Annotated in this window: 19 protein-coding genes and 1 tRNA gene; 3 read left to right on the forward strand and 17 right to left on the reverse strand. The window is 50.2% G+C overall.

Features of this window, described 5'->3' with window-relative positions; translation table 11 throughout:
- Nucleotides 1-310: 310 nt before the first annotated feature.
- The gene (locus METMA_RS0100630; protein WP_020157115.1) at nt 311-1,915 is read right to left on the reverse strand and encodes a protein adenylyltransferase SelO; all 1,605 of its coding nucleotides are present in this window, start codon (nt 1,913-1,915) and stop codon (nt 311-313) included.
- 927 nt (nt 1,916-2,842) lie between these two features.
- Here METMA_RS0100630 and METMA_RS23585 point away from each other — a divergent pair.
- The gene (locus tag METMA_RS23585; RefSeq protein ID WP_152564965.1) at nt 2,843-3,964 is read left to right on the forward strand and encodes a D-alanyl-D-alanine carboxypeptidase family protein; all 1,122 of its coding nucleotides are present in this window, start codon (nt 2,843-2,845) and stop codon (nt 3,962-3,964) included.
- A gap of 295 nt (nt 3,965-4,259) precedes the next feature.
- On the opposite strand, the gene galE is transcribed toward METMA_RS23585, so the two are convergent.
- The 12 genes from galE to queA all read right to left on the reverse strand — a co-directional run bounded on the left by galE (nt 4,260) and on the right by queA (nt 17,394).
- Nucleotides 4,260-5,309 (reverse strand): UDP-glucose 4-epimerase GalE, encoded by a 1,050-nt coding sequence (gene galE / locus METMA_RS0100645; protein ID WP_020157118.1) that lies wholly within the window; start codon nt 5,307-5,309, stop codon nt 4,260-4,262.
- Between the two features lie 5 nt (nt 5,310-5,314).
- A complete protein-coding gene (locus METMA_RS0100650; RefSeq protein ID WP_020157119.1) occupies nt 5,315-6,169 on the reverse strand; it encodes an HlyC/CorC family transporter in 855 nt (284 codons plus the stop codon).
- A complete protein-coding gene (gene ybeY, locus METMA_RS0100655; RefSeq protein WP_020157120.1) occupies nt 6,166-6,627 on the reverse strand; it encodes an rRNA maturation RNase YbeY in 462 nt (153 codons plus the stop codon). Before ybeY ends, METMA_RS0100650 begins: the two co-directional genes overlap by 4 nt.
- On the reverse strand, nt 6,627-7,598 hold the full coding sequence (locus METMA_RS0100660; protein WP_027146921.1) for a PhoH family protein: 972 nt from the start codon (nt 7,596-7,598) through the stop codon (nt 6,627-6,629). Before METMA_RS0100660 ends, ybeY begins: the two co-directional genes overlap by 1 nt.
- A 12-nt stretch (nt 7,599-7,610) precedes the next feature.
- Nucleotides 7,611-8,966: a tRNA (N6-isopentenyl adenosine(37)-C2)-methylthiotransferase MiaB gene (miaB, locus tag METMA_RS23590; protein ID WP_020157122.1), complete on the reverse strand. Its 1,356-nt coding sequence runs from the start codon at nt 8,964-8,966 to the stop codon at nt 7,611-7,613.
- Between the two features lie 197 nt (nt 8,967-9,163).
- The gene (gene glcF, locus METMA_RS0100670; protein WP_020157123.1) at nt 9,164-10,387 is read right to left on the reverse strand and encodes a glycolate oxidase subunit GlcF; all 1,224 of its coding nucleotides are present in this window, start codon (nt 10,385-10,387) and stop codon (nt 9,164-9,166) included.
- Entirely contained in the window at nt 10,388-11,449 is a 1,062-nt protein-coding gene (gene glcE, locus METMA_RS0100675; protein WP_020157124.1) for a glycolate oxidase subunit GlcE, read from the reverse strand.
- A 3-nt stretch (nt 11,450-11,452) separates the two neighbouring features.
- Complete coding sequence (locus tag METMA_RS0100680) at nt 11,453-11,971, reverse strand: CsiV family protein (RefSeq protein ID WP_020157125.1); 519 nt, start codon at nt 11,969-11,971, stop codon at nt 11,453-11,455.
- A 140-nt stretch (nt 11,972-12,111) separates the two neighbouring features.
- Nucleotides 12,112-12,330 carry a hypothetical protein gene (locus METMA_RS0100685; protein WP_020157126.1) on the reverse strand — a complete coding sequence of 73 codons (219 nt, stop codon included), beginning with the start codon at nt 12,328-12,330 and terminating at the stop codon, nt 12,112-12,114.
- A 6-nt stretch (nt 12,331-12,336) separates the two neighbouring features.
- Nucleotides 12,337-12,561 carry a DUF2845 domain-containing protein gene (locus tag METMA_RS0100690; RefSeq protein WP_232216298.1) on the reverse strand — a complete coding sequence of 75 codons (225 nt, stop codon included), beginning with the start codon at nt 12,559-12,561 and terminating at the stop codon, nt 12,337-12,339.
- A gap of 207 nt (nt 12,562-12,768) precedes the next feature.
- Entirely contained in the window at nt 12,769-16,230 is a 3,462-nt protein-coding gene (mfd, locus tag METMA_RS0100695; RefSeq protein ID WP_020157128.1) for a transcription-repair coupling factor, read from the reverse strand.
- Between the two features lie 129 nt (nt 16,231-16,359).
- Entirely contained in the window at nt 16,360-17,394 is a 1,035-nt protein-coding gene (queA, locus tag METMA_RS0100700) for a tRNA preQ1(34) S-adenosylmethionine ribosyltransferase-isomerase QueA (protein WP_020157129.1), read from the reverse strand.
- A 94-nt stretch (nt 17,395-17,488) separates the two neighbouring features.
- Between queA and METMA_RS0100705 the strand changes: the two genes are divergently transcribed.
- Nucleotides 17,489-17,575: transfer RNA gene (locus METMA_RS0100705), tRNA-Leu, on the forward strand.
- Nucleotides 17,576-17,699: 124 nt separating this feature from the next.
- Here METMA_RS0100705 and METMA_RS25600 read toward each other — a convergent pair.
- Complete coding sequence (locus METMA_RS25600) at nt 17,700-20,282, reverse strand: EAL domain-containing protein (RefSeq protein WP_020157130.1); 2,583 nt, start codon at nt 20,280-20,282, stop codon at nt 17,700-17,702.
- Nucleotides 20,283-20,727: 445 nt separating this feature from the next.
- Here METMA_RS25600 and METMA_RS23600 point away from each other — a divergent pair, with 445 nt between their 5' ends.
- Nucleotides 20,728-21,450: a DUF2231 domain-containing protein gene (locus METMA_RS23600; protein ID WP_020157131.1), complete on the forward strand. Its 723-nt coding sequence runs from the start codon at nt 20,728-20,730 to the stop codon at nt 21,448-21,450.
- Nucleotides 21,451-21,562: 112 nt separating this feature from the next.
- Here the strand turns inward: METMA_RS23600 and METMA_RS0100720 are convergent, their stop codons facing one another.
- The 3 genes from METMA_RS0100720 to METMA_RS0100730 form a co-directional block, all read right to left on the reverse strand.
- The gene (locus METMA_RS0100720) at nt 21,563-21,874 is read right to left on the reverse strand and encodes a hypothetical protein (protein ID WP_020157132.1); all 312 of its coding nucleotides are present in this window, start codon (nt 21,872-21,874) and stop codon (nt 21,563-21,565) included.
- 491 nt (nt 21,875-22,365) lie between these two features.
- Nucleotides 22,366-22,659: a PAAR domain-containing protein gene (locus tag METMA_RS0100725; RefSeq protein WP_027146923.1), complete on the reverse strand. Its 294-nt coding sequence runs from the start codon at nt 22,657-22,659 to the stop codon at nt 22,366-22,368.
- 32 nt (nt 22,660-22,691) lie between these two features.
- Nucleotides 22,692-23,276: a DUF6931 family protein gene (locus METMA_RS0100730; protein WP_020157134.1), complete on the reverse strand. Its 585-nt coding sequence runs from the start codon at nt 23,274-23,276 to the stop codon at nt 22,692-22,694.
- Nucleotides 23,277-23,286: the final 10 nt, after the last annotated feature.

A 23,286-nucleotide genomic window follows, 5' to 3' on the forward strand; every position in this document is an offset into this window, starting at 1 on the left:
AATGCAGCGAAACCTTCCCCTTATTTTAAGCACGGCAAAACAAGCGGCGTATTAAGACGTAAAACAGCGGCATTACATCATAAAAGCGATGTTTTCTCAACTGAGACAAGCGCATACCGATGCGCTTTTCGACCTGTGTCATGCCATAGAATCATAAGCAACCCTATTCCTCTAAGCACAACGAAATACCTGTACCCCTACTTGAATCGCTCTACTTTTTCAAAGTTAATATTATTTTTATATATTTGTCGCAACCTCTTAAAAATTATGAATATCAAACACAACCAACGATTATTACCTGCATATTTGCTCAAGAACTGCACGACAACATCGAACAACCGGCTCTTTGCCGTGCCCACTCGGGACGTTTCACAGCGAACGCCTCCTTATCGGTCTGCTCGTCGTAGGGACGGCGCAACAGTTCCAATAACTCATCAATCATTGAGTAATCGCCGGATTCCGCCTTGTCGATGGCCAGTTGAGCCATATAATTTCTCAGCACGTATTTAGGATTGACCGCATTCATGCGCACCCTTCTGGCCTGATCGGATATACCCTCCTCTCGCAGTCGCCGCATGTAATTTCTTAACCAATCGCCCATGCGTTTTTTATAGTCAACGGTCAATTGCTCCGGCACATAATAAGCTTCCATCAGTGGCATGATCAGTGCCTCATCCATATCGTCCAGCGGCTTGTTATCAAGCTCCAGCTCGGCGAGTTTGCGGTAGAAAATAGTCATATCCGTTTCCACCAGCGGTAAAATCGCCAGTAATTCCGTACTTAACTCATCGTCAAATGCACTCAAGCCCAGCTTCTTGGCCATCATATCCTGCCAACCTTGCTCGAAGCTTTCAGCATATACATTCATCGCCTGCTGCAACGGCTCGACTTGTTCAATCATCGGATAAATGGCATTGGCCAGTTGCCCCAGATTCCAGAAAGCAATCTGGGGCTGATTACCAAAACGATAGCGACGCATTGAGGCATCGGTCGTATTGGGTGTCCAGTCAGGATCGTAATTCTCCAGCCAACCGTAAGGCCCGTAGTCGATGGTGAGTCCGAGGATCGACATGTTGTCGGTATTCATAACGCCATGGACAAATCCCACGCGCTGCCAATGCACAATCATTTCGGCCGTTCTGCGGCAAACTTCTTCAAACCAGGCCTGATAGACAGCCGGAGAAGGCTCGCCTAGGTGTGGAAAGTCAGTTTGAATCGTATAGTCGGTCAACTTCTTGAGCAAAGGGATATCGCCGCGTGCCGCGAAAATCTGGAAGCTGCCGAAACGTGTGAAGGAAGGCGCAACCCGGCATACGACAGCCCCCGGCTCAGCCTTGGGATTGCCGTTGTAGAACATATCCCGGATCACGCTTTCTCCAGTGAGTGTCAAGCTCAACGCCCGCGTGGTCGGCACGCCCAAGTGATGCATGGCCTCGCTGCACAGAAACTCGCGCACTGATGAGCGCAATACCGCCAAACCGTCCGCTGTACGCGAGTAAGGCGTAGGGCCGGCGCCTTTAAGCTGCAAAACCCAGCGCTGACCCTGTCGATTCAGCACCTCGCCCAGATTGATAGCGCGCCCATCGCCCAACTGCCCTGCCCAATTACCAAACTGATGCCCTCCGTAACAGGCTGCATAAGGCTCCATGCCAGCCGATAACCGATTGCCTGTGAATACTTCAGTAAAATGGTCGGATTCGCAGGTTTCCGGGGCCAGATCCAGTTGCTCCGCAACCTCTCTGGAATAGGCAACCATTTTGGGGTTCGCAACTTTGGCCGGCAACACACGAGAATAACAGGCGCCGATTACCTGACGTCGATTATTCAAGGTTTCCGGATCGCCGGGCAACTCCCGTATAAAACGATTATCGAACGCCAGCGCATCAAGGTGAGTAATTTTTGATTGAGAATTCATGATATTGCAATTGCTAAGAGAGACCGGAATCATCAACCAATTCTATGCTCTCGATAAATTAGGCTGGGTTTATTGTACTGATTTAGTTTAATTTATATAAGTTATAAGATTAGCAACACACTCATCTATAGCCAAGCTATCCTATTGAATATAAATATTATTTTATTTATTGAAATAATAAATTAACCAACAGGCAATAGAGTTGTCCGACATATCCATATTCATGATGAGCATCAAAGTAGCTTTGTAATTCAGCCTAAACCCAATATATCATCTTTATTATTATCCTCTAATATAATAATTATTAAATATTGGTTGTTTTGTATTTTGCCAGTATTCGGAATAATTTTTTAATTGCCATTGCCCATACGCTCAATGTTACTCATATCCGGCAACCGGCATGATGCGAATTCCTTGCCCTTTGACAAAGTATGATAAACAGAATAAGAAACCATCCCTGATTAACCCAGTTATTAAGGATTCATTGTTTCTCGTAATCGGCAAGATTTCACGCGATTCTTAATGATGAATTTAATGACGCGTTAATTTTTTAGATAAAAAATTCCACGCGGAATGATTAAGTTGTTATTAGCAATAGCACTGATTATGCTTAAGACTAATGTTCAATTAAAATTGAACATTAGTTTGTATGTAGATCAGCCTGTCGCAACCAGACTGCCAATGATAAAAAAATACAAAAATGTCAAATGGTTTATAACTTATTTTTCACAACTCCGCGGATAGTGGCAGTACTTAACCGGACAGGTTTCATATCGATTCCGGCAGCGTATCACTAATTCAATTGGTATAATGCGCGTTTAAATTTCACTTGTACTATTCGTTAGGTTTAACAAATGCAAAATTAGCTCGTAACCGTGCTTTAGCTATCAATCAAATTTTTAATAAACCAACTTCCTATTACTAAACGTGAAATTCATTCGACTTATTTTGCTGCCTGTTTTGTTATTTTTCGTATCTGAAATCAGTTACGGAAGATACGCCGCCATCGTAATAGATGCCGATAACGGCCGCATATTGCACGAGGTGGAGGCAAATCATCTCTGGTTTCCAGCCTCCCTCACTAAAACCATGACGCTTTACATGACCTTTGACGCGTTAAAAAAAGGTCAAATCAGTCTGGATGATAAATTGACTGCCTCCAGGCACGCTGCTCAGCAACCGAATAGCAAGCTGGGCTTGAGGCAGGGAGAAAAATTAACCGTCAAAGAGGCTGTTTTGGCGGTCATCACGCGCTCCGCCAATGATGTGGCTGTTGTTCTTGGAGAAGAATTGGGAGGCACTGAAGAAAACTTTGGAGCGATGATGACAGCCAAGGCGCACGCATTGGGAATGCGCAGCACCCGATTCATGAATGCGACCGGACTTCCCAATGACATGCAAGTCACCACTTCACGAGATCTCGCGGTTTTGGCCTGGCGAATCCAACGTGACTTTCCCCGGTATTATGAGTTTTTCTCGGCTAAAAATTTTGATTACAAAGGAACCACTTTACGCAGCATCAATGCTTTCGTAAAAAACTACCCTGGCGCGGAAGGCATGAAGACAGGATTCACCTGCGGGTCGGGCTATAACTTGATGGCTTCGGCTCATAAGAATGGTCACCGATTGATCGGAGTGGTATTAGGCGGAATGACCAGCAAGGAACGCTATCAACTCATGACTCAGTTAATGGATGCCGGGTTCGCCAAAGAACCTGCCCCTCCCTCATCAAAAAACATTAATTCCATACAAATCAGATCTGTCGGAACCCCGCCTTATCAGCTAGGCTGCGGCAGTCATCCGGCTACTTCAACTCGACTGGCGCAGGGCGATGGCATTAACAAGAGCAAAGCCAGACAGATCAAAAGATTAAATAAAACCAAGCAAGCAAGCAAAGCAAAGAAGGCCCGCAAAATCCGGGGAACGGCTAAAGCAAAGAAGATCCGCACCCCCCGGAGAACGGCTAAAGCAAAAAGCACTAGCAGAATCAAATCCGTGATCAAAACAAAGAAAAGCGTGAAAACAGCCAAGAAAACGACTAGCAAATAATTATAAGGAATTGCCTCGTTACTTTAAAAACCGCTTATTAAGCATGCAATTAATTTCCTTATAGAATAATCATGCAAGACCCTGCTTTATAATGCCAAGCAATAAGGAAACATCCCTGCGGGATGACGCCAATGATTGGGAAGAGGGGCTGCATCCCCTTCCCAATCCGCGCCCAAGAAAACAACTTCGCTTCGCTTGTTGCGGGCGCTCCTTTCAGCCTGAAGGCCGAGGTCTAAAACCAGCAAGGAATAATGATCAACTTTAACAGGGTTTCGACCTTATCCGAAAGTTACTCTTAAACATACCCTTGCGGATTTTGGCACTGCCAGTTCCAGGTATCCGCAATCATATCATCAAGGTTTTTCTCTGCCTTCCAGCCAAGTTCCTTATATGCCAACTCAGGATTGGCAAAGCATTCGGCAAGATCCCCCGCCCGGCGCGGAGCAATTTTGTAATCGACTTTTCGCCCGGTAACCGCTTCGAAGGTTTTTATGATTTCAAGCACGCTATAACCTCTGCCTGTACCGAGATTATAGGCTTTGCATCCGCCCAACTCGAATTTTTCACTCTGCAGCACGTCCAATGCCTTGAGATGGCCTTTGACCAGATCGACCACATGAATATAATCCCTGACACCGGTGCCGTCATGAGTCGGATAGTCATCGCCGAATACGGATAATTGCTTCAGTTTGCCGATGGCCACCTGCGAAACATAAGGCATCAGGTTATTGGGAATGCCATTGGGGTCTTCGCCGATCAAGCCGCTTTCGTGCGCACCGATCGGATTAAAATAGCGCAACAAGGCGATTTTCCAGGGAGATTGCGCCCCAATGACACTATCGGCCGCCGACAGGTCGCGCAAAATCTCCTCTATCATGTATTTGGACCGCCCATAGGGATTGATCGCGCCTAAAGGAAAATCCTCGGCATACTGGACAGATGCGAATTCCCCGTAAACGGTAGCGGAAGAGCTGAATACCAGTTGCTTGACATTGGCCTCGGACATGGCTTCAGCCAGCACCAGTGTGCCATATACATTGTTATGATAGTAATTTAACGGCTGTGCACACGATTCGCCCACCGCCTTTAATCCGGCGAAATGCATAACGGCAGTGATGGACTCCCGATTGAAAATCGCTGCCAGCGCCTGCTTGTCGCGAATATCCGCCTCATAAAACTGTAGCGATTTGCCGGTTATCCGCTCCACCCGGCGCAAAGACTCCGGTTTGCTGTTAGACAGATTATCGACAACGACAACCTGATATTCAGCCTCCAGCAGTTCAACACACGCATGACTGCCAATATAACCGGCTCCGCCGGTGACCAATACCGTTTGTTTGCTCACACCTGCTATCCTCCTCCATTAGTCGTTTTTTTTAACTTAATCAGGTGCAAACGCCGATTATCAGCCCTGATTATTTCGAAACGTAAATTATCGACAACCAGGCTTTCGCCTTTTTTGGGCATGTGCTCCATCTGGCTGACAATAAATCCGCCAACGGTATCGTACTCGTCCGTTTCCAAATGCGTGGAAAAATAGTCATCGAATTCTTCTATCGGCGTTAAGGCTTTGACCATGAATTCATTTTCACTGCGCTGGGAGATATAGCCTTCATCTTCCTGCTCATCGTATTCATCCTCGATTTCACCGACAATTTGTTCTAACACGTCCTCAATGGTGACCAAACCGGCCGCCAATCCATACTCATCGATCACAATCGCCATGTGATCGCGGTTGGTGCGGAATTCTTTCAGCAAAACATTCAAGCGTTTGCTTTCCGGAACAAAATTGACCGGACGCATGATTTCTTCAACTTTTAGATGCTTATTTTGCAAGGCGTGCGCCAACAGATCCTTTGCCAGCAAAATACCGACAACTTTACTGCGATCATCTTCAATAACCGGAAAACGTGAATGCGCCGATTCCAAAACCAGCGGAAAGATGGTGTCGAGCTCTGCGTCACGCGGCACTACCACCATTTGAATACGCGGAATCATAATATCCCTGACCCGCATTTCGGATACTTGTAGAACCCCTTCAATCATGGACAGGGCATCGGTATCCAGTAATCGTTTTTCCCTAGCTTCTCTCAATATTTCAAGAAGGTCATCCAAATCTTGCGGCTCCCCGGTCAGCAGATGGCTGATTTTATCGACCCAACTTTTCTGCGGGGAGTTTCTACTTGGGGGGTGTTCATCGCTCATGCTTCTATTACCTCTGTATAAGGATTATTTATATCCAGTTTCTTCAGAATTTCCATCTCTTTGCTTTCCATCTGTTCGGCTTCATCATCGTCGATATGATCATAGCCCAATAAGTGCAATACGCCATGTACAATAATATGCGCCCAATGGTGACCCGGCATCTTGCCCTGCTCATCCGCTTCCCTGGCGACTACCGGCGCGCAGATCACCAGATCGCCCAATAAATTCAATTCAAAGCCGTCAGGCACCTCGAAAGGAAAGCTGAGAATATTGGTCGGGCCTTTTTTATGCCGATATTGTTCATTGAGTTGGGCACTTTCCGTTTCATCGACAATGCGAACGACAATTTCGAAATCTTGATCGACATCCTCAAGCGCCGCATCGATCCATGTCTGAATTTGCGCCTGATCCGGTTGTCCTTCCGATTCAAAAACGCGCTGAATCTCAATTTGGCTCATTAATTAGCCTTGTTTTTCTTGTCGTACGCTTCATAAGCGGAAACAATGCGTTGCACCAGAGGATGCCGGACTACATCGCGCGCATTGAAAAAAGTAAAACTGATGCCTTCGACATCTTTCAATACCTCAAGCACATGCCTTAAGCCGGACATTTTTTCCGACGGCAAATCTATCTGAGTCACATCGCCCGTTACCACAGCGGTTGAGCCGAAACCGACACGCGTCAGAAACATCTTGATCTGTTCGGTCGTCGTGTTCTGCGCCTCATCCAGAATAATGAAGGCATCGTTGAGCGTCCGGCCGCGCATAAACGCCAGCGGCGCCACTTCGATAATGCCGCGATCGATCAATTTTTCGACGCGTTCAAAGCCGAGCATTTCGTACAAGGCATCATAAAGAGGCCGCAAATACGGATCGACCTTTTGCGCCATATCGCCGGGCAGGAAACCAAGTTTCTCGCCGGCTTCCACCGCTGGACGCACCAGAATGATTTTTCTGACCTTTTCTGTTTGCAGCGCTTCGACCGCGCAAGCCACAGCCAGATAGGTCTTGCCGGTTCCGGCCGGACCCACGCCGAAATTGATGTCATGCGACATGATTTTGCGCAGATATTCCTGCTGATTGGCACCGCGCCCTTTCAGAATGCCGCGCTTGGTCTTGATCAGGACAATGGGCTTATCCTGATCTTCAGGTGCGGCCAAAATCTGTTCGACCGAAGCATCCTGCATGGCCAGATGAATCAATTCCGAGGTCAGCGGTTCTTTTTCGGTGCTTTCGAATAGCTTCAGCATGACCGCGCAAGCGGCTTTTACCGAACTGTCCGGACCGGTGACTTTAAAATGGTTACCGCGATTGGCGATTTCAACCTGAAGGCGGGCTTCTATTTGCCGCAGATGAGAGTCGAACTGACCACAAAAATTGGAAAGCCTGACATTATCGGCAGGCAACAGGGTAATTTCCTGAGTTGTCATATCAGTCAACGATCAATTGTGTTGAATAATTTTGTCGACAGAAGTATCCACAATACGACCTCGCAAAGAATTAGCTAACGCTTCGGTGATCAATACGTCGACAAACTGTCCGGTCAGTCTTGGGTGCGCTATGAAATTGACGACACGGTTGTTTTCGGTTCTGCCCTGCATCTGCAGCGGGTTCTTTTTGGATTGGCCTTCGACCAAAACAGTCTGAACGGTATTGACCATGCTTTCTGAAATCGCGGCCGCCATCTCGTTGATTCGTTGCTGGAGACGGTCAAGACGCTGTTTTTTGACTTCCTCGGGCACATCATCGGGCATATCGGCCGCAGGTGTCCCGGGGCGTTGACTGTAAATAAAACTGTAAGACAGGTCGAAACCGATTTCTTCGATAAGCGACATGGTTTCTTCAAATTCAGCATCGGATTCGCCTGGAAAACCGACGATAAAATCCGAAGACAGATAAATATTCGGTCTTACTTCGCGCAATTTGCGAATTTTTTCAATATAGTCGGCGCGCGCATGGCCACGCTTCATCAGTTTCAAAATGTGATCGCTGCCGCTTTGCACCGGCAGATGCAAATGGTCAACGAGCTGCGGGATTTCACCAAACGCTTCAATCAGGCTGTCGGTGAATTCAACCGGATGGGACGTGGTAAACCGAATGCGGTCTATGCCATCCACGGCCGCGACATAATGCAGCAACAAGGCGAAATCGGCGATATCGCCATCGTCCATCTCGCCGCGATAGGCATTGACATTCTGCCCTAGCAGATTGATTTCACGCACGCCCTGCGCCGCCAACGCGGTGACCTCTGCGATCACATCATCCAGCGGCCGGCTGATTTCTTCTCCGCGCGTATAAGGAACGACGCAGAACGTACAATACTTGCTGCAGCCTTCCATGACCGAAACAAACGCTTTCGGGCCTTCGGCCCGGGGTTCCGGCAGGGCATCGAACTTTTCGATTTCGGGGAATGACACATCGACCACACGTTCCTGTTTCGTGCGGGCCTGATCGAGCAATTGCGGCAAGCGATGCAAGGTTTGCGGACCGAACACGATGTCGACATAAGGCGCGCGTTTCTGGATCGCCGCCCCTTCCTGGCTGGCCACGCAACCGCCGACGCCAATGATGACATCGGGACGCTGATCTTTGATTTTGCGCCATTTGCCTAATGCCGAGAAGACTTTTTCCTGCGCTTTTTCGCGTATTGAACAGGTATTGAGCAACAGGACATCGGCCTGTTTCGGATCATCAATCAGTTCAAGACCATGTGAAGCTTTGAGTACATCCCGCATTTTATCGGAATCATACTCATTCATTTGACAACCATTGGTCTGAATATAAAGTTTTTGTGTCATATAGTGTATTAGTCAATCACCCGTAAATAAAAAGCCCGGAACCGACCTGGCTTTATTGCGATGAAACAGCGACTTACGCGCCTGATAATAATAAAAAAGCCCTTGAATATTAACAAGAGCTTAACGAAAAGCTGCCATTATAACCTGAATAACCTGCAAACAAACAGTTCGTACCATAGCCAATTACCACGCTCGCTTCAATTATTTTCTAAGACTGTTTCGCAAAGCAACAATTCAATCCAATGCAAGACCTTTTTGGAACTGGCCGATTGCAGATGATTTAAACAGCCTATATTGGCTGTTGCAATAACATCGGGCTCATTCGCCTGTAGCGCCTGTAACTTGTTGTTCACTAACTGCCGGGACAAGGCCGGCTCCAGTATCGAATAAACACCCGCCGAGCCGCAGCAAAGATGCGCATCGGCAACCGCCGTCAGCTGGTAGCCGACTTGTTCGAGTATCACTTCCACAACCCCGGTTATTTTCAGCCCATGCTGTAGCGTGCATGGCGACTGAAAAGCAACCTTTCGGCCATCCCCCCTAAACACGGACAGGTCTTCCGACACTAACACGATACTGACATCCTTGGCCAGCGCCGAGAATCGAGCAGCTTTTTCAGCATAGTTGCAATCATGCCTCAATAACTCGCCATAGTCTTTCATCATGACGCCGCAACCGCTTGCCGTCATGACAACGGCTTCGGCGCCCTGCTCAATATAAGGCCAGCAGGCATCGATGTTTCCGCGCGCAAACGCCAACGCTTTTTCATGATCGGACAAGTGATAATCCAGGGCGCCGCAACAACCGCCCGCCTTGACCGGAATTAACGAAATGCCCAGTTTATCCAAAACCCTGGCCGTTGCCGCATCGATCGACGGCGCCAGCGCCTGCTGCACACAGCCCGGCAATATCAGCATTTTCCGGTCATGGACCGGTTCAGGCCAGATAACCGCCTTGGCGCTAGCCGGGATTTTATTTTTTAACGCTTGCGGTAAAACCGGCTTGACCAACCGGGCGCCCTGCAGCAAGGCGGCAAAGCGGTTCTGATAAGGCAAAACCGTTTTGATCAATCCCCTCAGCATTTTTTGCCCGACTGCGCGCCCCACCCGTTCATCCAGCATGACCCGCCCCAGATCGAGCAGGCGTCCGTAACGAACCCCCGAAGGACAGGTCGTCTCACAGGCTCGACAGCTCAGGCAACGATCCAGACGCTGCTGCGTGACGCGCGTGGCAGGCCCGCCTTCCAGTAGCTGTTTCAATAAATAAATGCGTCCGCGCGGGCCGTCAAGCTCGTCGCCTAACACTTGATAGGTCGGGCATGTCGCATTGCAGAACCCGCAATGCACGCAGGCTCGCAGGATACTCTCCAATTCCTCGTGCTCGGGCTTGCTCTTAACGAATTCGGCCAGATTAGTCTGCATTTACCAGTCCCGGTACAGTCTGTTCGGGTTGAAGATGCCGGCTGGATCGAACGCCCGCTTTATATTCCGGTTGAGCTGTTGCAACGTGCCGGTCAATGGCTGAAAGACATCGCCGCGGCGGTCCTTGCCTTTGAATAAATCCGCATGCCCCTGTGCCTTTTCCGCCGCCGCAAAAATACGTTGCGCTGGTTCGTCCGATTTCAACCAGCGCAAACCGCCGCACCAGTCGTAAAACCAAGTGCCGGCCAAATCCAGCTGCGCTGTGGCGGGAGGCACGACGATACGCCATAAATTCATGTCCTCTTGAAAGAAATCCAGATGCTGCTCATTTAACTGCCGCCAAAACGAGCGGTCGGCTATTGCCGCATCGCCGCCTATTTTATCGGCGGAGACTTTGACGGCTTTTTCCGAGCCGGATAATCTGACATACAAGATACGGCCGTCGTAACTTAAGCCCGAAACCGGCAGCGATCGCGAAGCCAGCGCCGCCATTTTACTGATCGCATCGGATGGCTCCAGTTCGAAACAGCTCGTCAATTCAAGTATGGGCAATGGCAACACTTTCAAAGACACTTCCAACAGCACTCCCAGCGTGCCCATGGCGCCGGCCATCAGGCGCGCCACATCGTAACCGGCCACATTTTTTATGACCTCGCCGCCGAACGATACGATTTCCGCCTTGCCGTTAATGAGTTTGCAACCCAGGACAAAATCCCGCGCAGACCCGGTAAACGGGCGTCTTGGACCGGACAGCCCGCACGCGATCGTACCACCCAATGTTGCCGTGTCGGCAAAATACGGCGGTTCAAATGCCAGCATCTGGCCATGTTCAGCCAGGGTTTGTTCCATAGCCGATAATAGCGTGCCGGCGCGAGCCGTAATGATCAGTTCCGAGGGATGGTAATTGAGGATGCCTTGATGCGCACAGGTGCTTAGCGGAACCCCGTCCAATTCCCTGCCGAGAAAAGCCTTGCTGTTGCCGCCGGTGATGTTCACGGGTGTCTTGGTGTCAACGGCATGCCGAACGGCTTGCTGTAGAATGGCTTCGGTCGTCTCCTGCATGGTCTATAGCGGACTTACCTTTGCAACAACGCCGAATTTGGGATGATCGAAATAATGAACCTCATTGAATTTAATGCGCCGGCTTTCATTTAACCGGTAAACAAGCGCCTCGTTAAAATCCTGCCTCTGCGCATATTCCAGATCGACAATCAACTGCAGCGTCTGACCGCGCTGGATGCGCACAAAACCGTTCAATGTTCCCTCCGGATTCTGAATATGGACAGGCCGGCTCAGCGCCCCCTCTGCAACGGTCTGAAGCCAGGCAACGTGCATAATCGCTCGATAAGCCGGATCTTTTGATAAAGCCGCATAAGCATCGGCAAGCGCCAACGTATCGGCTTTGTTATAAGCTGACAGATCAGTCAGACCGGCCGGCCATTGAATTTGACTCTCGGTTTGCTCAAACACCTCGGTGTTGGGCATATTTTGCGAAAAAATCATCAGCTCAATCCGATAGTCATTGCCTTCCGACAAAACCCGGCCGCTGAATAAAATCAACAGCATCGCCAAAGCACAAGCCATTAGGTTCCTTATCTTTCCAACTTGCAATCGCGGCATTTGTTCAGCTTACCCCGTCAATGTTTCAACCAGTCGAAGATAGTAAACCTATCGGCGGCTTACATCCAGTCAGTCGATAAAGAAGCGTAACATCCATTTAGTCTTTATTCTCCGTCCGCGGTCACCGATTCGACCACTCTTCGGGTGCCTCTGCCGATCGACCTGGCGGCATCGCGCGTGCCGTGGCCAATTTCCGTGGTGACATTGCGCGTGGTATGACCTATGGTTCTGCCGGCCTCTTTAACCTCGGCACAGGCTGATAACTGCAGACAGCATGACAGGGCGATGGCTATTTTCGACAAATTGACAACGGGGACGATCATTTATTTTCAGTAACCACGCTCAAGATCATTTATTTCTTTTAATATGCCGTTTTCAAACAACAAGCGCTGCTTAAGCCGTCTCGGCCCGAAATTGTAAATCCACTCATGTATGATAATTTGTTCATATTCTTCAATTTCGAGTGCGCCGCGAGGATGCCGCAAGCGTTCCCCGGTATACCCTATTCGTTCATCCTTGAATTCGGGCTCGCCGCATTTTTGCAGAACCTCCATTTCATGATCGCCGATCTGGACAAGCCTGTTCCCGCACCTGAAAGCTGCATCGGCCGTGCCTACGCCGGCGACGAAGAGAAAACCCAACAGCAGCAATATTTTTTTCATCCTGTTTGACCATTAAATTGATATGAGCGCTAATCTTAGCCTGACCGTTGAAAACGACGTGAATAATACCAGTCAGGATAACCGACTATCGCCCAAACTTTACCCGATCGTCAACCGTTGCAGTAGCGCCGCGATAAATTCCAGCTTCTCTTGGGTTGTGGCGAACGCTTTCACAAACCTTAATTTATCCGCGCCGTCGAACTTGTAAATCTGGGCCTCGGTTTGTATCAAGGTGATCAGCTGGTCGGTATTGATAGCCGGCTCAGCACCGAAAACAAGACGACCGCCGGCGGCGCTGGCCTCGATCTTCCTGATGCCCAGTTTTTCGGCCTGCTGTTTTAACCCGGTAACGCTGAAAAGGGTTTTTACCGGTTCCGGCAAAAGACCGAACCGGTCTATCATTTCCACCTGCAGTTCACGCAGATCATCCTGCGTCTCGGCACTGGCTATGCGCTTATACAACACCAGCCGGGCATGAATATCGGGCAGATAATCCTCCGGTATCAACGCCGGCGTCTGCAGATCGACTTCCGGCCCCACATCCATTGGCGCCTCGAGTTCCGGCTGTTTGCCCGATTTCAGCGCATTGACCGCGCGTTCCAGCAGCTCGGTATACAGCGTAAAGCCGATTTCCTGAATTTGACCGCTTTGATCGTCCCCGAGCAATTCGCCGGCGCCGCGAATTTCCAGATCGTGTGAAGACAGCATGAAACCGGCGCCTAAATCGCCCGATGCCTCAACCGCTTCCAACCGTTTCACGGCATCCTTGCTCAGCAGGGTTTTAGGCGGCACGATCAAATAGGCATAAGCGCGATGATGAGAACGCCCTACGCGGCCGCGCAACTGGTGCAGCTGCGCCAGGCCCAGTTTGTCGGCCCTGTTGATAATCATGGTATTGGCGCTGGGAATGTCGATGCCGCTTTCGATAATCGTGCTGCACACCAGGAGATTGAAACGTTGATGATAAAAATCCAGCATGATGCGCTCCAGCTCGCGCTCAGGCATTTGGCCGTGTGCGGTTTCAATGCGCGCTTCCGGCACCAGCCTGCCGAGTTCCAGTGCCATTTTCTCCATCGACTTGACGTCGTTATGCAGAAAGAAAACCTGACCGCCGCGCTTGATCTCGCGCAGACAAGCCTCCCTGATCTGCGAATCCATCCATTCGCTGATAAAAGTCTTGATGGCATGCCGGTTCGGCGGCGGACTGGCGATAATGGAAATATCGCGCAAACCGGACATGGCCATATTCAAGGTACGCGGAATCGGCGTCGCGGTCAGTGTCAGCATGTCCAGTTCGTTGCGCAATTTCTTGAAATGCTCTTTCTGACGCACGCCGAAACGGTGTTCCTCGTCGATTACGACCAGGCCCAGCGCCTTGTATTTGATCTCGTTCGATAGCAGTTTATGCGTGCCGATCACGATGTCGACCTGGCCCTGCTCCAGAGCCTCCGCGATCTCTTTCTGCTGCTTGGGCGTCACAAACCGCGACATGACTTCCACGCGTACCGGCCAATCGGCGAAACGGTCGCGGAAATTCTGATAATGCTGCTGCGCCAGCAGGGTCGTCGGCACCAGCACCGCCACCTGTTTGCCGCTTTGCACGGCGATAAACGCCGCGCGCATCGAGACTTCGGTCTTACCGAAACCGACATCGCCGCAAATAACACGGTCCATGGGCTGCGGGCTGGCCATATCGTCCAGGATGGCTTCGATGGCGGTTTGCTGGTCCGGCGTTTCTTCAAACGGGAAAGCATCGGCAAAAGCCTGATATTCGGCATTGTCGACATCGAACGCATGGCCCTGCTTGATCGCCCGCTTGGCATGAATTTCCAGCAGTTCGGCCGCGACATCGCGGATGCGCTCGATAGCCTTTTTCTTGGCTTTACTCCATTGATCGCCGCCCAACTTGTGCAATGGCGCGTTTTCCGGACTCATGCCCGTATAACGGCCGATCACGTTCAGTGACGACACCGGCACATACAACTTGTCGTTATTGGCGTATTCCAGAGTCAGAAATTCGGCCGTTATGCCGCCGATCTGCAAGGTCTGCAGGCCCAGATAGCGGCCGACGCCATGTTCCTGATGCACGACTGGCGAACCTATCGTCAATTCGTTCAGGTTATTGACGATATTTTCCAGCTCGCGGGCCGCCGATTTGCGCCGCCGGCGTCGCTGTTGTGCTTTTTCGCCGGACAACAAGCTTTCGGTAATCACGGCTATGGGCGGCCTCTCCAGCCGCAAGCCCTGATCCATGGGCGCAACCACAATGCATGGCGATGTCTCGCTGCCCAGGAAGCCCCGCCAGCTGTCCACCTGCCTGACCTTGATACCGTATTGCCGCAGCTTTTCGATCAAGCCTTCGCGGCGACCGGCCGATTCGGCCACAAACAGTATCCTGCCGGCAAACTCGCGCACAAACCGCAGGAGAGCCTGTGCCGGCTCTTTCAGTTTCGCATCTATCGTCAGATCCGGCAGCGCATGGCAGTCGAAATCGATGCGGCTGCCTTCAATAACCGCCCCTTGGCCTTCAATGGTAATGCGGGCAAACGCCGCCGTTCTTTGCGCCAGTTCCCGGGCCGATAAAAACAATAGCTCAGGCGCCAGCAACGGCCGCTCGACATCGTATTTTCGTTGCTGAAAACGCTCTTCGGCTTCGGCAAAAAAAGCCTGCGACAAATCAGCAAAAGCGGCGGGCACGACGACAGTCGCCGAGCCAGGCAGGTAATCGAACAATGTGGCAGTCTGTTCGACAAACAACGGCAGATAATATTCGATGCCGCCCGGCGTAATGCCTTTGCTGACATCGAGGTACAAGTGATTTTTAGGCGAAGCCTGGGGGAAATAATCCCTGAAAGCCTGCCGGAAATGTTTGATCGACTCATCGGTCAACGGAAACTCGCGCGCTGGGAACAGTTCGATCTGATCTATTTTGTCCAGTGATCGCTGGGTTTCAGGATCAAAGGTGCGGATCGATTCAATATCCTCGTCAAATAATTCGATCCGGAACGGCACCTTACTGCCCATCGGGAACAAATCGACTATCGATCCGCGCACGGCAAACTCGGCATGCTGATAAACCTGCGGCACGCATTGATAACCGACACTTTCGAGCTTGATTCTGTTCAGTTCCAGATTGAAAGTATCGCCGACCTTGACGACGAAACTGTGCGCCAGGACATGCTCGCGCGGCGCCAGCCGGTGCATTAAAGTGGTTACCGATACGATCAGCGCGCCGCGTTTGACCTGCGGCAACAGCGCCAGGGTTTTCAGCCGTTCCGAGATAATTTCCGGCAACGGCGAAAACACATCGTAAGGCAGCGTCTCCCAATCGGGAAAATGCAGAATGGGATGTTCATCCTGTAAAAAAAACGCTAGCTCATGCTCCAGACGCAAGGCTGTCTGATTATCCGGCGTGACGACAACGAACAGGCGGTTTTCATTTTTAATGGCGGAAGCCAGGGCCAGCGCGTCGCCGCAACCGGCCAAACCGGACCAGACCATGGATGGATTATCTTTTTGCGGAACAGCGGGTGAGAAAATCAAGTCGGGATCGTTAGCCATTATTTAATGAGCAGTTAATATAAAACGCATTATATAACAATTACTTAGTAATAATCACAAAATAAATCCGCAGGTGCGAATGAATTCGACCTGCATAAGAGTGTCATCTGTCCACTTGAGGAAGATTATTTAATGCGTGTTCCTTAATGTCCCCAAGAACATCGCATCCCCATAACTGAAAAATCGGTAAGACTGATCGATGGCATGCCGATAAGCATTCATAACAGACTCATACCCGGCAAAAGCGGACACCAGCATCAACAAGGTCGATTCCGGCAGATGAAAATTGGTCAGCATCGCATCGACGGACCTGAATTGATACCCCGGGGTAATAAACAGGTCGGTATCGCCAAAACCGGGTTCAAGACAGCCGCTTTTAGAAGCCGATTCCAGCGCCCTGACCGCCGTCGTGCCGACGGCAATGACCCGACCGCCTCGCTCCCGGGCCTGGCGCACCGCTTCGACAGTACCTGATGCCACGGAGAAAAACTCTTTGTGCATCAAATGCTCGGACAAGTCCTCGACCCTGACCGGCTGAAACGTACCGCTACCGACATGCAAGGTCACAAAAGCCGTCCGCACGCCTTTGGCGTTGATCCTGTCCATCATCGCCTGATCAAAATGCAGGCCGGCCGTCGGCGCCGCAACCGCCCCCGCCTCTCGGGCGAAAACCGTCTGATAACGGGTCAGATCGGATTCGTCATCGGCGCGCGTGATATAAGGCGGCAACGGCATATGGCCGATTTGCTCCAATAATGCGAACAAATTCGCATCGGCAAACTCCAGTTGAAACAAATCGTTTTCCCGGCCCAGCACAATGCAGCAATAACCGTGATCCAATTCGATCACCGCGCCGGCTTTCGGTGCTTTGCTGGCGCGGACATGGGCAATGGCGTTATGGGCATCGAGAATGCGCTCGATGAGAATCTCGACTTTGCCGCCGGTCTGCTTCCTGCCAAACAGCCGAGCCGGGATAACCTTGGTGTCGTTAAAAACCAGCAGATCGCGCTCATCGATCAAATCGATAAAATCGGTAAATTGCCTGTCGTCTATCCGGCCCGTATCCCTGTCTATGCATAACAGACGGCTGGCGCTGCGATCCGGCAAGGGCTTCTGGGCGATCAGATGATCGGGTAAATGGTAGTTAAAGTCGCTTTTCTTCATGGCGCGCGATGTTATCAGTTTTAAGCTGACGAATATACTTTAAAAAAATAAACTGGACATGATTGGGAAAGTGTAAATATAATATGCGCTCTTTGCCGGGGTGGCGAAACTGGTAGACGCGTTGGATTCAAAATCCAATTGGGGTGACTCAGTGTCGGTTCGATTCCGACCCTCGGTACCAAATTCAGGTTCTGAGCAGTGCAAAGAATCATAAACCCGCTAAGTCGTAAGATTTAGCGGGTTTTTTATTGCCTGACGAAATGAAGTAACTCTAAGCCTGTAAAAAAGTTACAAGAATGCATTACTTAGCCAGGCGCATTTGACTTTCTGTCGACCAGCCTCCGCTCATTACATGATGCTATAAGCCGCTCAAACTCTTCAAGCGGCAGTGGCTTACCGAATAGATACCCCTGGAATACCGTGCAGCCGTTTTCCTTTAAAAACCGCAACTGTTCTTCGGTCTCAACGCCTTCCGCAATAACATTCATTTGCAGCGTCTGCCCCATGCGGATAATCGTCTTCACGATAGCCGCATCGTTGGCATCGACAGTAATATCTCGCACAAACGACTGGTCTATTTTCAACTGACTGAGCGGCAGGCGCTTCAGATAGTTCAATGAGGAATGACCGGTCCCGAAATCATCCATCGAGAACTGTACGCCAATCGATTTAAGCTGAGTCATCTTGGCAACCGTATCGTCCACGTCATGAATCAACAGGCCTTCCGTCATCTCTAATTTGAGCTTTTCGGAAGCAATCGCTGAGCGGGCGATAACGGCCTTGATGGTTTCAACAAAATCCGGCCGCCCGAATTGTCGAGCGCTGACATTGATGGACAGGGAAAGCGAGCGCATCGCGGGATTGCTTTCCCAAGCCTTGATCTGCGCGCACCCGGTTTCCAGCACCCATTGCCCGATAGCCACGATAAGCTCGGATTCCTCGGCAACATTAATAAAGTCGGGCGTGTAAATAAAGCCTTGTATCGGATGCTTCCAGCGAATCAGCGCTTCCGCGCCGATGGGCTGCCGGTTATGATCCACCTGAACCTGATAATAAAGTCTGAACTCGTGTTCCCGCAGGGCGGTACGCATCCAGGATTCAAGCGTGGCATGCTCTTCCAATGCCTTTTGCATGGCGGGTTCGAAAAAACACAGGATATTGCGGCCATTGCTTTTAGCCCTATACATAGCCGTATCCGATCGGCGAAGCAGATCTTCCGGTGTCTCATTACCATCAATAAACAGTGAAATACCAATACAGGAGGAACCGATATATTCCTGTTCGGCCAGTTGGTACGGACTGTTAAGCGCCTCAAGTATTCTTTCCGCGGTTTTTCCGGCTTTCATGGCGGCTTGTTCGTGATTTTGGCCCAGATCCTCGAGCAACACCACAAACTCGTCGCCGCCAAGCCGTGCCACTGAATCCGATGCACGAACGCAGGAGCGCAGACGGTTGCCGACCTCGATCAATAATCGGTCGCCGACGGTGTGGCCTCGGGTGGCGTTTATCTGCTTGAAATTATCGAGATCGATAAACAGGATGGCGCCATAAATTTTATTGCGCTGCCGCGATGCCAATGATTGACTGATACGATCGATCATCATGCTTCTGTTCGGCAGCTGAGTGAGTGAATCATAATAAGCCAATCGGTGGATTTCTTCCTCCGTCGCCTTACGCCGGGTTATATCGGTAATGGTCCCTACATAACCCAGTATCTCGTCCGTCTCATTTTTGATAGCCGCCGTCTGGCCATAAACCCAGGCTATTTCTCCATTCGGTTTTTTAAACCGGTATTCCAGCGAAAACGGGCGCGCCTGCGAAACCGCTGTATTCCACTGTTGCTCAACCCTCAATCGGTCAGCCGGATAAATGCCTTGCTTCCAGCCGCTATCAAGCGCCTGATTGACAGGCAAGCCGGCGATCTTGCTCCAGTTCGCATTAGCATAAATATAATTGCCTTCCTTGTCGCTACGAAAAATGCCGACCGGATTTACGCTGGCCAGCGTTTTATAAAAAAGTTCTCGTTCATGTTGGCTGGCAAGTGTGGCGGCAAATTTTTTATAAGGATAGTGAACACCGACAACGAAAATCGCACGGTAAACGATCAGATAGCCTATGGATTTATAAATATGCCCCATCACATTCATCAAATCGCTGGCGTTCTGATACAAAGTAAAAAAAATGCCGCTAAGAGCCAGCACCCAGCAAGCCGCTGCAAGCCATCCGAATGAAGCCTGGGTATCTTCTTTTGATCGCTGCCAGAATTTCCAGGCCGCTACCAGATATAAAAAGGCTAGCCCATATTCCATCCGAATTTTAAAAGCGGTCAACCCTGCATTCGGAACAAAGGTGCGGGGCATAAGATCTTGATGATATAAACCAATATAGGCTATACCGGCCGAAACCAACAGATTGAGCAATAAGGATTTTTCCGCATACCCGGCGCTCACCTGCTGCCGGGAAAAAGCAAACACCAATAAACCGAGGATGGATATAATGCGCGCATATAGCCAAAAACCGATGGCTTTTTCAACCGAAGCGGGTGTTACGAGAGGCGGCATTCCTTCATAAGACAAAGTGTGCAACATGTCGATGACGGCAACCGATAAAAACACGCCGCCGATAGCAGGCAGTTTCCCTGCCATGGGTTCTTTGCGAATATTCCAGCAAAGGCTGAACACCATGACTGAAATAGCAATCGAGATGAATTCCAGAATTGTGTGCAAAGGAATATAGGAAGCCGGCTGATCGAATAGTTTAGCGGCCGGCATGGTCACGACAACCGCGGCAAAGATCAGCGTCAGCGCGGCACTGGATAAGCAAGGTTCCCTACTTTCGGATTGCGCAACAAGACTAAAGTATTTGGGGAGCTGGTTTCCTTTGATCATTTTCCGTATCAGATATCTATGCCATAGATGGTGACCAGCCATTTCCATAATCACGCCATCGGCATATTAATCAAATGCTGGCAGAACATTTTTACCTTAGTCAATTAGCTTCCGTCAATTTTGTCGGGCGTATCAGTATATAGTGTTTGCACGGCAAATTTCGATTATTTACAATGCCATGCAGCGACATTTTCGGCAATTATTCACCATACCGCTCATAGAAATATAAACAATTCAGTAAGGTGGATAAATGATTCAAATCTAATGCCACAGGCATGAATTTTTTCCCGGATAACGGATCAAGTATCAGTATAAATATCAGATACCCGGCATCTGAAGTGTAGTTTAAAATCACTGATACCGCACAAGCATGGCTTTTGAATTCCATTTGGAAAGCTGGCAACTTTACACTATATGGACATCTGATCTTTAAAGAAAAAATGCCATGATTGATACGCTTTATGATCTGCTTGCGAAAATAGGCTACACGCATCCGCTCCATCCGCCCTTTACCCATGGCCCCATCGGTGCACTGATCGTGGCTTTTTGCTTGGGCCTGGCCGGCTGGATCCTGCGCAGACACGTTCTGCTGTTATCCGCCTATTACGCTGTCATAGTGGCGTTTGTGTTACTTTTCCCTACCGTGGCGGCCGGCATCATCGACTGGCAATATTATTATTCCGGCGCCTGGATAAACCCGATAAGAATGAAGATCGGCCTGGCAATTTTATTGCTTATCCTGTTATCCATCACACTGATCGCGGGGCGAAGATCGACTGTTCGCCCATTTTCCATGGTTCTGTTGTTCACGCTCTGCCTTGTTAATGGCATTAGCCTTGGCTATTTCGGCGGCCAGTTGGTGTATGAAGGCAGACTTCCGACTGTAAGCGATGAACTGCTGCCGGGACGGAGAATTTTTATCAATCACTGCTCGGGGTGCCACGCCAACGGCGGCAATATTTTCTATCCGAATCTGCCGCTACGCTCGGCGCCTCAACTGGAAAGCTATGAGACTTTTATTGAATTTGTCAGGAATCCGCGGCTTCCTGATGGTTCGAAAGGCCCAATGCCGGCTTTTACAACCTCCCGATTAACCGATCAGCAAGCGCGTGAATTGTATAACTACATACTCGTGGGATTGGCCAAACCGGTCAGAAGCGGCAATTAAATTGCGTACCGAGCCGTTCTCGCCAGTGACCAGCCCGCCCGCCGCCTATGCGTCCGGCGGGCATTATGAATATCTCCGGCAGCCCATGCTAACGGATACAGCAGTTTGCCATTTACCCCCCCTTCTCTTTGCGAAGCATATCTATTTTTTCCTGATGTTTAGCCCGAAACGCATCCCTTTCTTCCTTCGTTTTCATTCCGTCCAGTGTCAGCAAATAGTCACACCGTTCCTGCTCAGTCATGAATTCGGCGCCATAGATATGGGAATAAACAGGCACGTCGCCGACTCTGCCGGTTAACTCTTGAGGCGGTTCGCTAAAAGACTCCTCTTGTTGCTCTACCCCGGACTGTGCACTAGAGTTCAAGGAATAGGTAATCGTCAGTAAAGAGGCCAGGAATGATATAAACAGTTTATTTTTCGACATGAAATCTCTCCTCAGGATTTGGCCGTAAATAATTTCCCTGTTTAAACATAGGCTGCAAGATTCTGATTTCAGGAAGTCATTTTTAGCCAAATTCTTAATACTGGATAAATAGCTCCTTCCGCTTCAACGAAAACGAAAATACCGGAAGGCACTGAATCAACGTAAGCAGGAGTTAAAACCACTCCGAAGGTTAATTCCACGGAAATCAGGTCGTACTTGTTCGGCATTATTGGAATACTAAAAACGACCGTCATTCCTCGTGGCTGACTGACTAAAATGGGACACAGGGCTTTTTTATTAGTTCAGCGTTGGTTTTGAGCGCCGGGCGCAATCGGCCGGCCAGTCAGTTGGCTAGCTTACGGCCGTAGGGAAAGTGTTATTTGAATGCCGCAACCGCTTCAGCGGCAAGAACAAACCGCAAGCTGGATTACACAATATCCGGTTATGAAAATACGCTGAGGGGCAGCCGGCCAAATATCCGCGGCTATTTTTCAGCCGCCAATCAGTACTGTGGGATTACCAATCACAATAGTGCCGCCGTGCGCGGTTGAATCGCCCATCCTGGCCGCCGGCATGCCACCAATCATGACCGTGGCGGAGCCTTTAATGATGGAATCAGGCGGCCCTACGCACACAGCCATGTCGCCGACTCTGGCAGCCGGCATTCCGCCAATTAATACGGTCGGCGCACCCATGGCTATAGGCCCGCCCACATGAGGCACAGGTCCGGGATTGACCATCGGACAGACATGCATATCAGAGATTCTTGCGGCCGGTTGTCCCATTGATTTGCTCCGGTTTTACTTATCAGTGAAAATTATTGGACGGCTCTGCCATCGCCGCCGTTGGCGATATGAAGGCCTTTTTTCAGAAACAGCCGATAGTTGGCTTTGATCCTGTCCGCGCCGCTCCGCACGGCCGCCAGCATGACCGCCCCGATGACCGCCTTGCCGGTTAACTCCTCGGCGGGCGGAACGACCGCCCCTTCCGCCGGAGAAATATTGCCGCCGCTCCAGAATGCGGCTATGGCCGCCCAGCCGGCCGGCGTCTTGAATTGGGTGGCTTCGGCCGTCGGTCTGGTCAATTGCCGATTTTCTTCCGTCGGCTTATAGACCCAGGCTTCCGCCGCCTCAATGGCTTTAACGTCAACCGGAGACGGTGATTCGCCCAAAGTGAGGCGCGCGCACGAACAGGCCCACCAGATAGCCTCCCGCTTGGGCAAGGCAACGGCCAGAAAGCGTACCGCATCGGGATAAAGCTCTTTTTCTATCAGTTGCTGAAGGTATTGCGCGGGCGCGGTATCATCCCGCAATAATTGCCTGGCTTCCTCATCCAGCTCGACCAGGCTGCAAACGGCGGCTGCCGTGGGCTGTTTGATCTTGACGAAATTTATCTCTGTCATATCTAAATCC

This window comes from Methylobacter marinus A45 (assembly GCF_000383855.1).
GTDB classification, from domain to species: Bacteria; Pseudomonadota; Gammaproteobacteria; order Methylococcales; family Methylomonadaceae; genus Methylobacter; species Methylobacter marinus.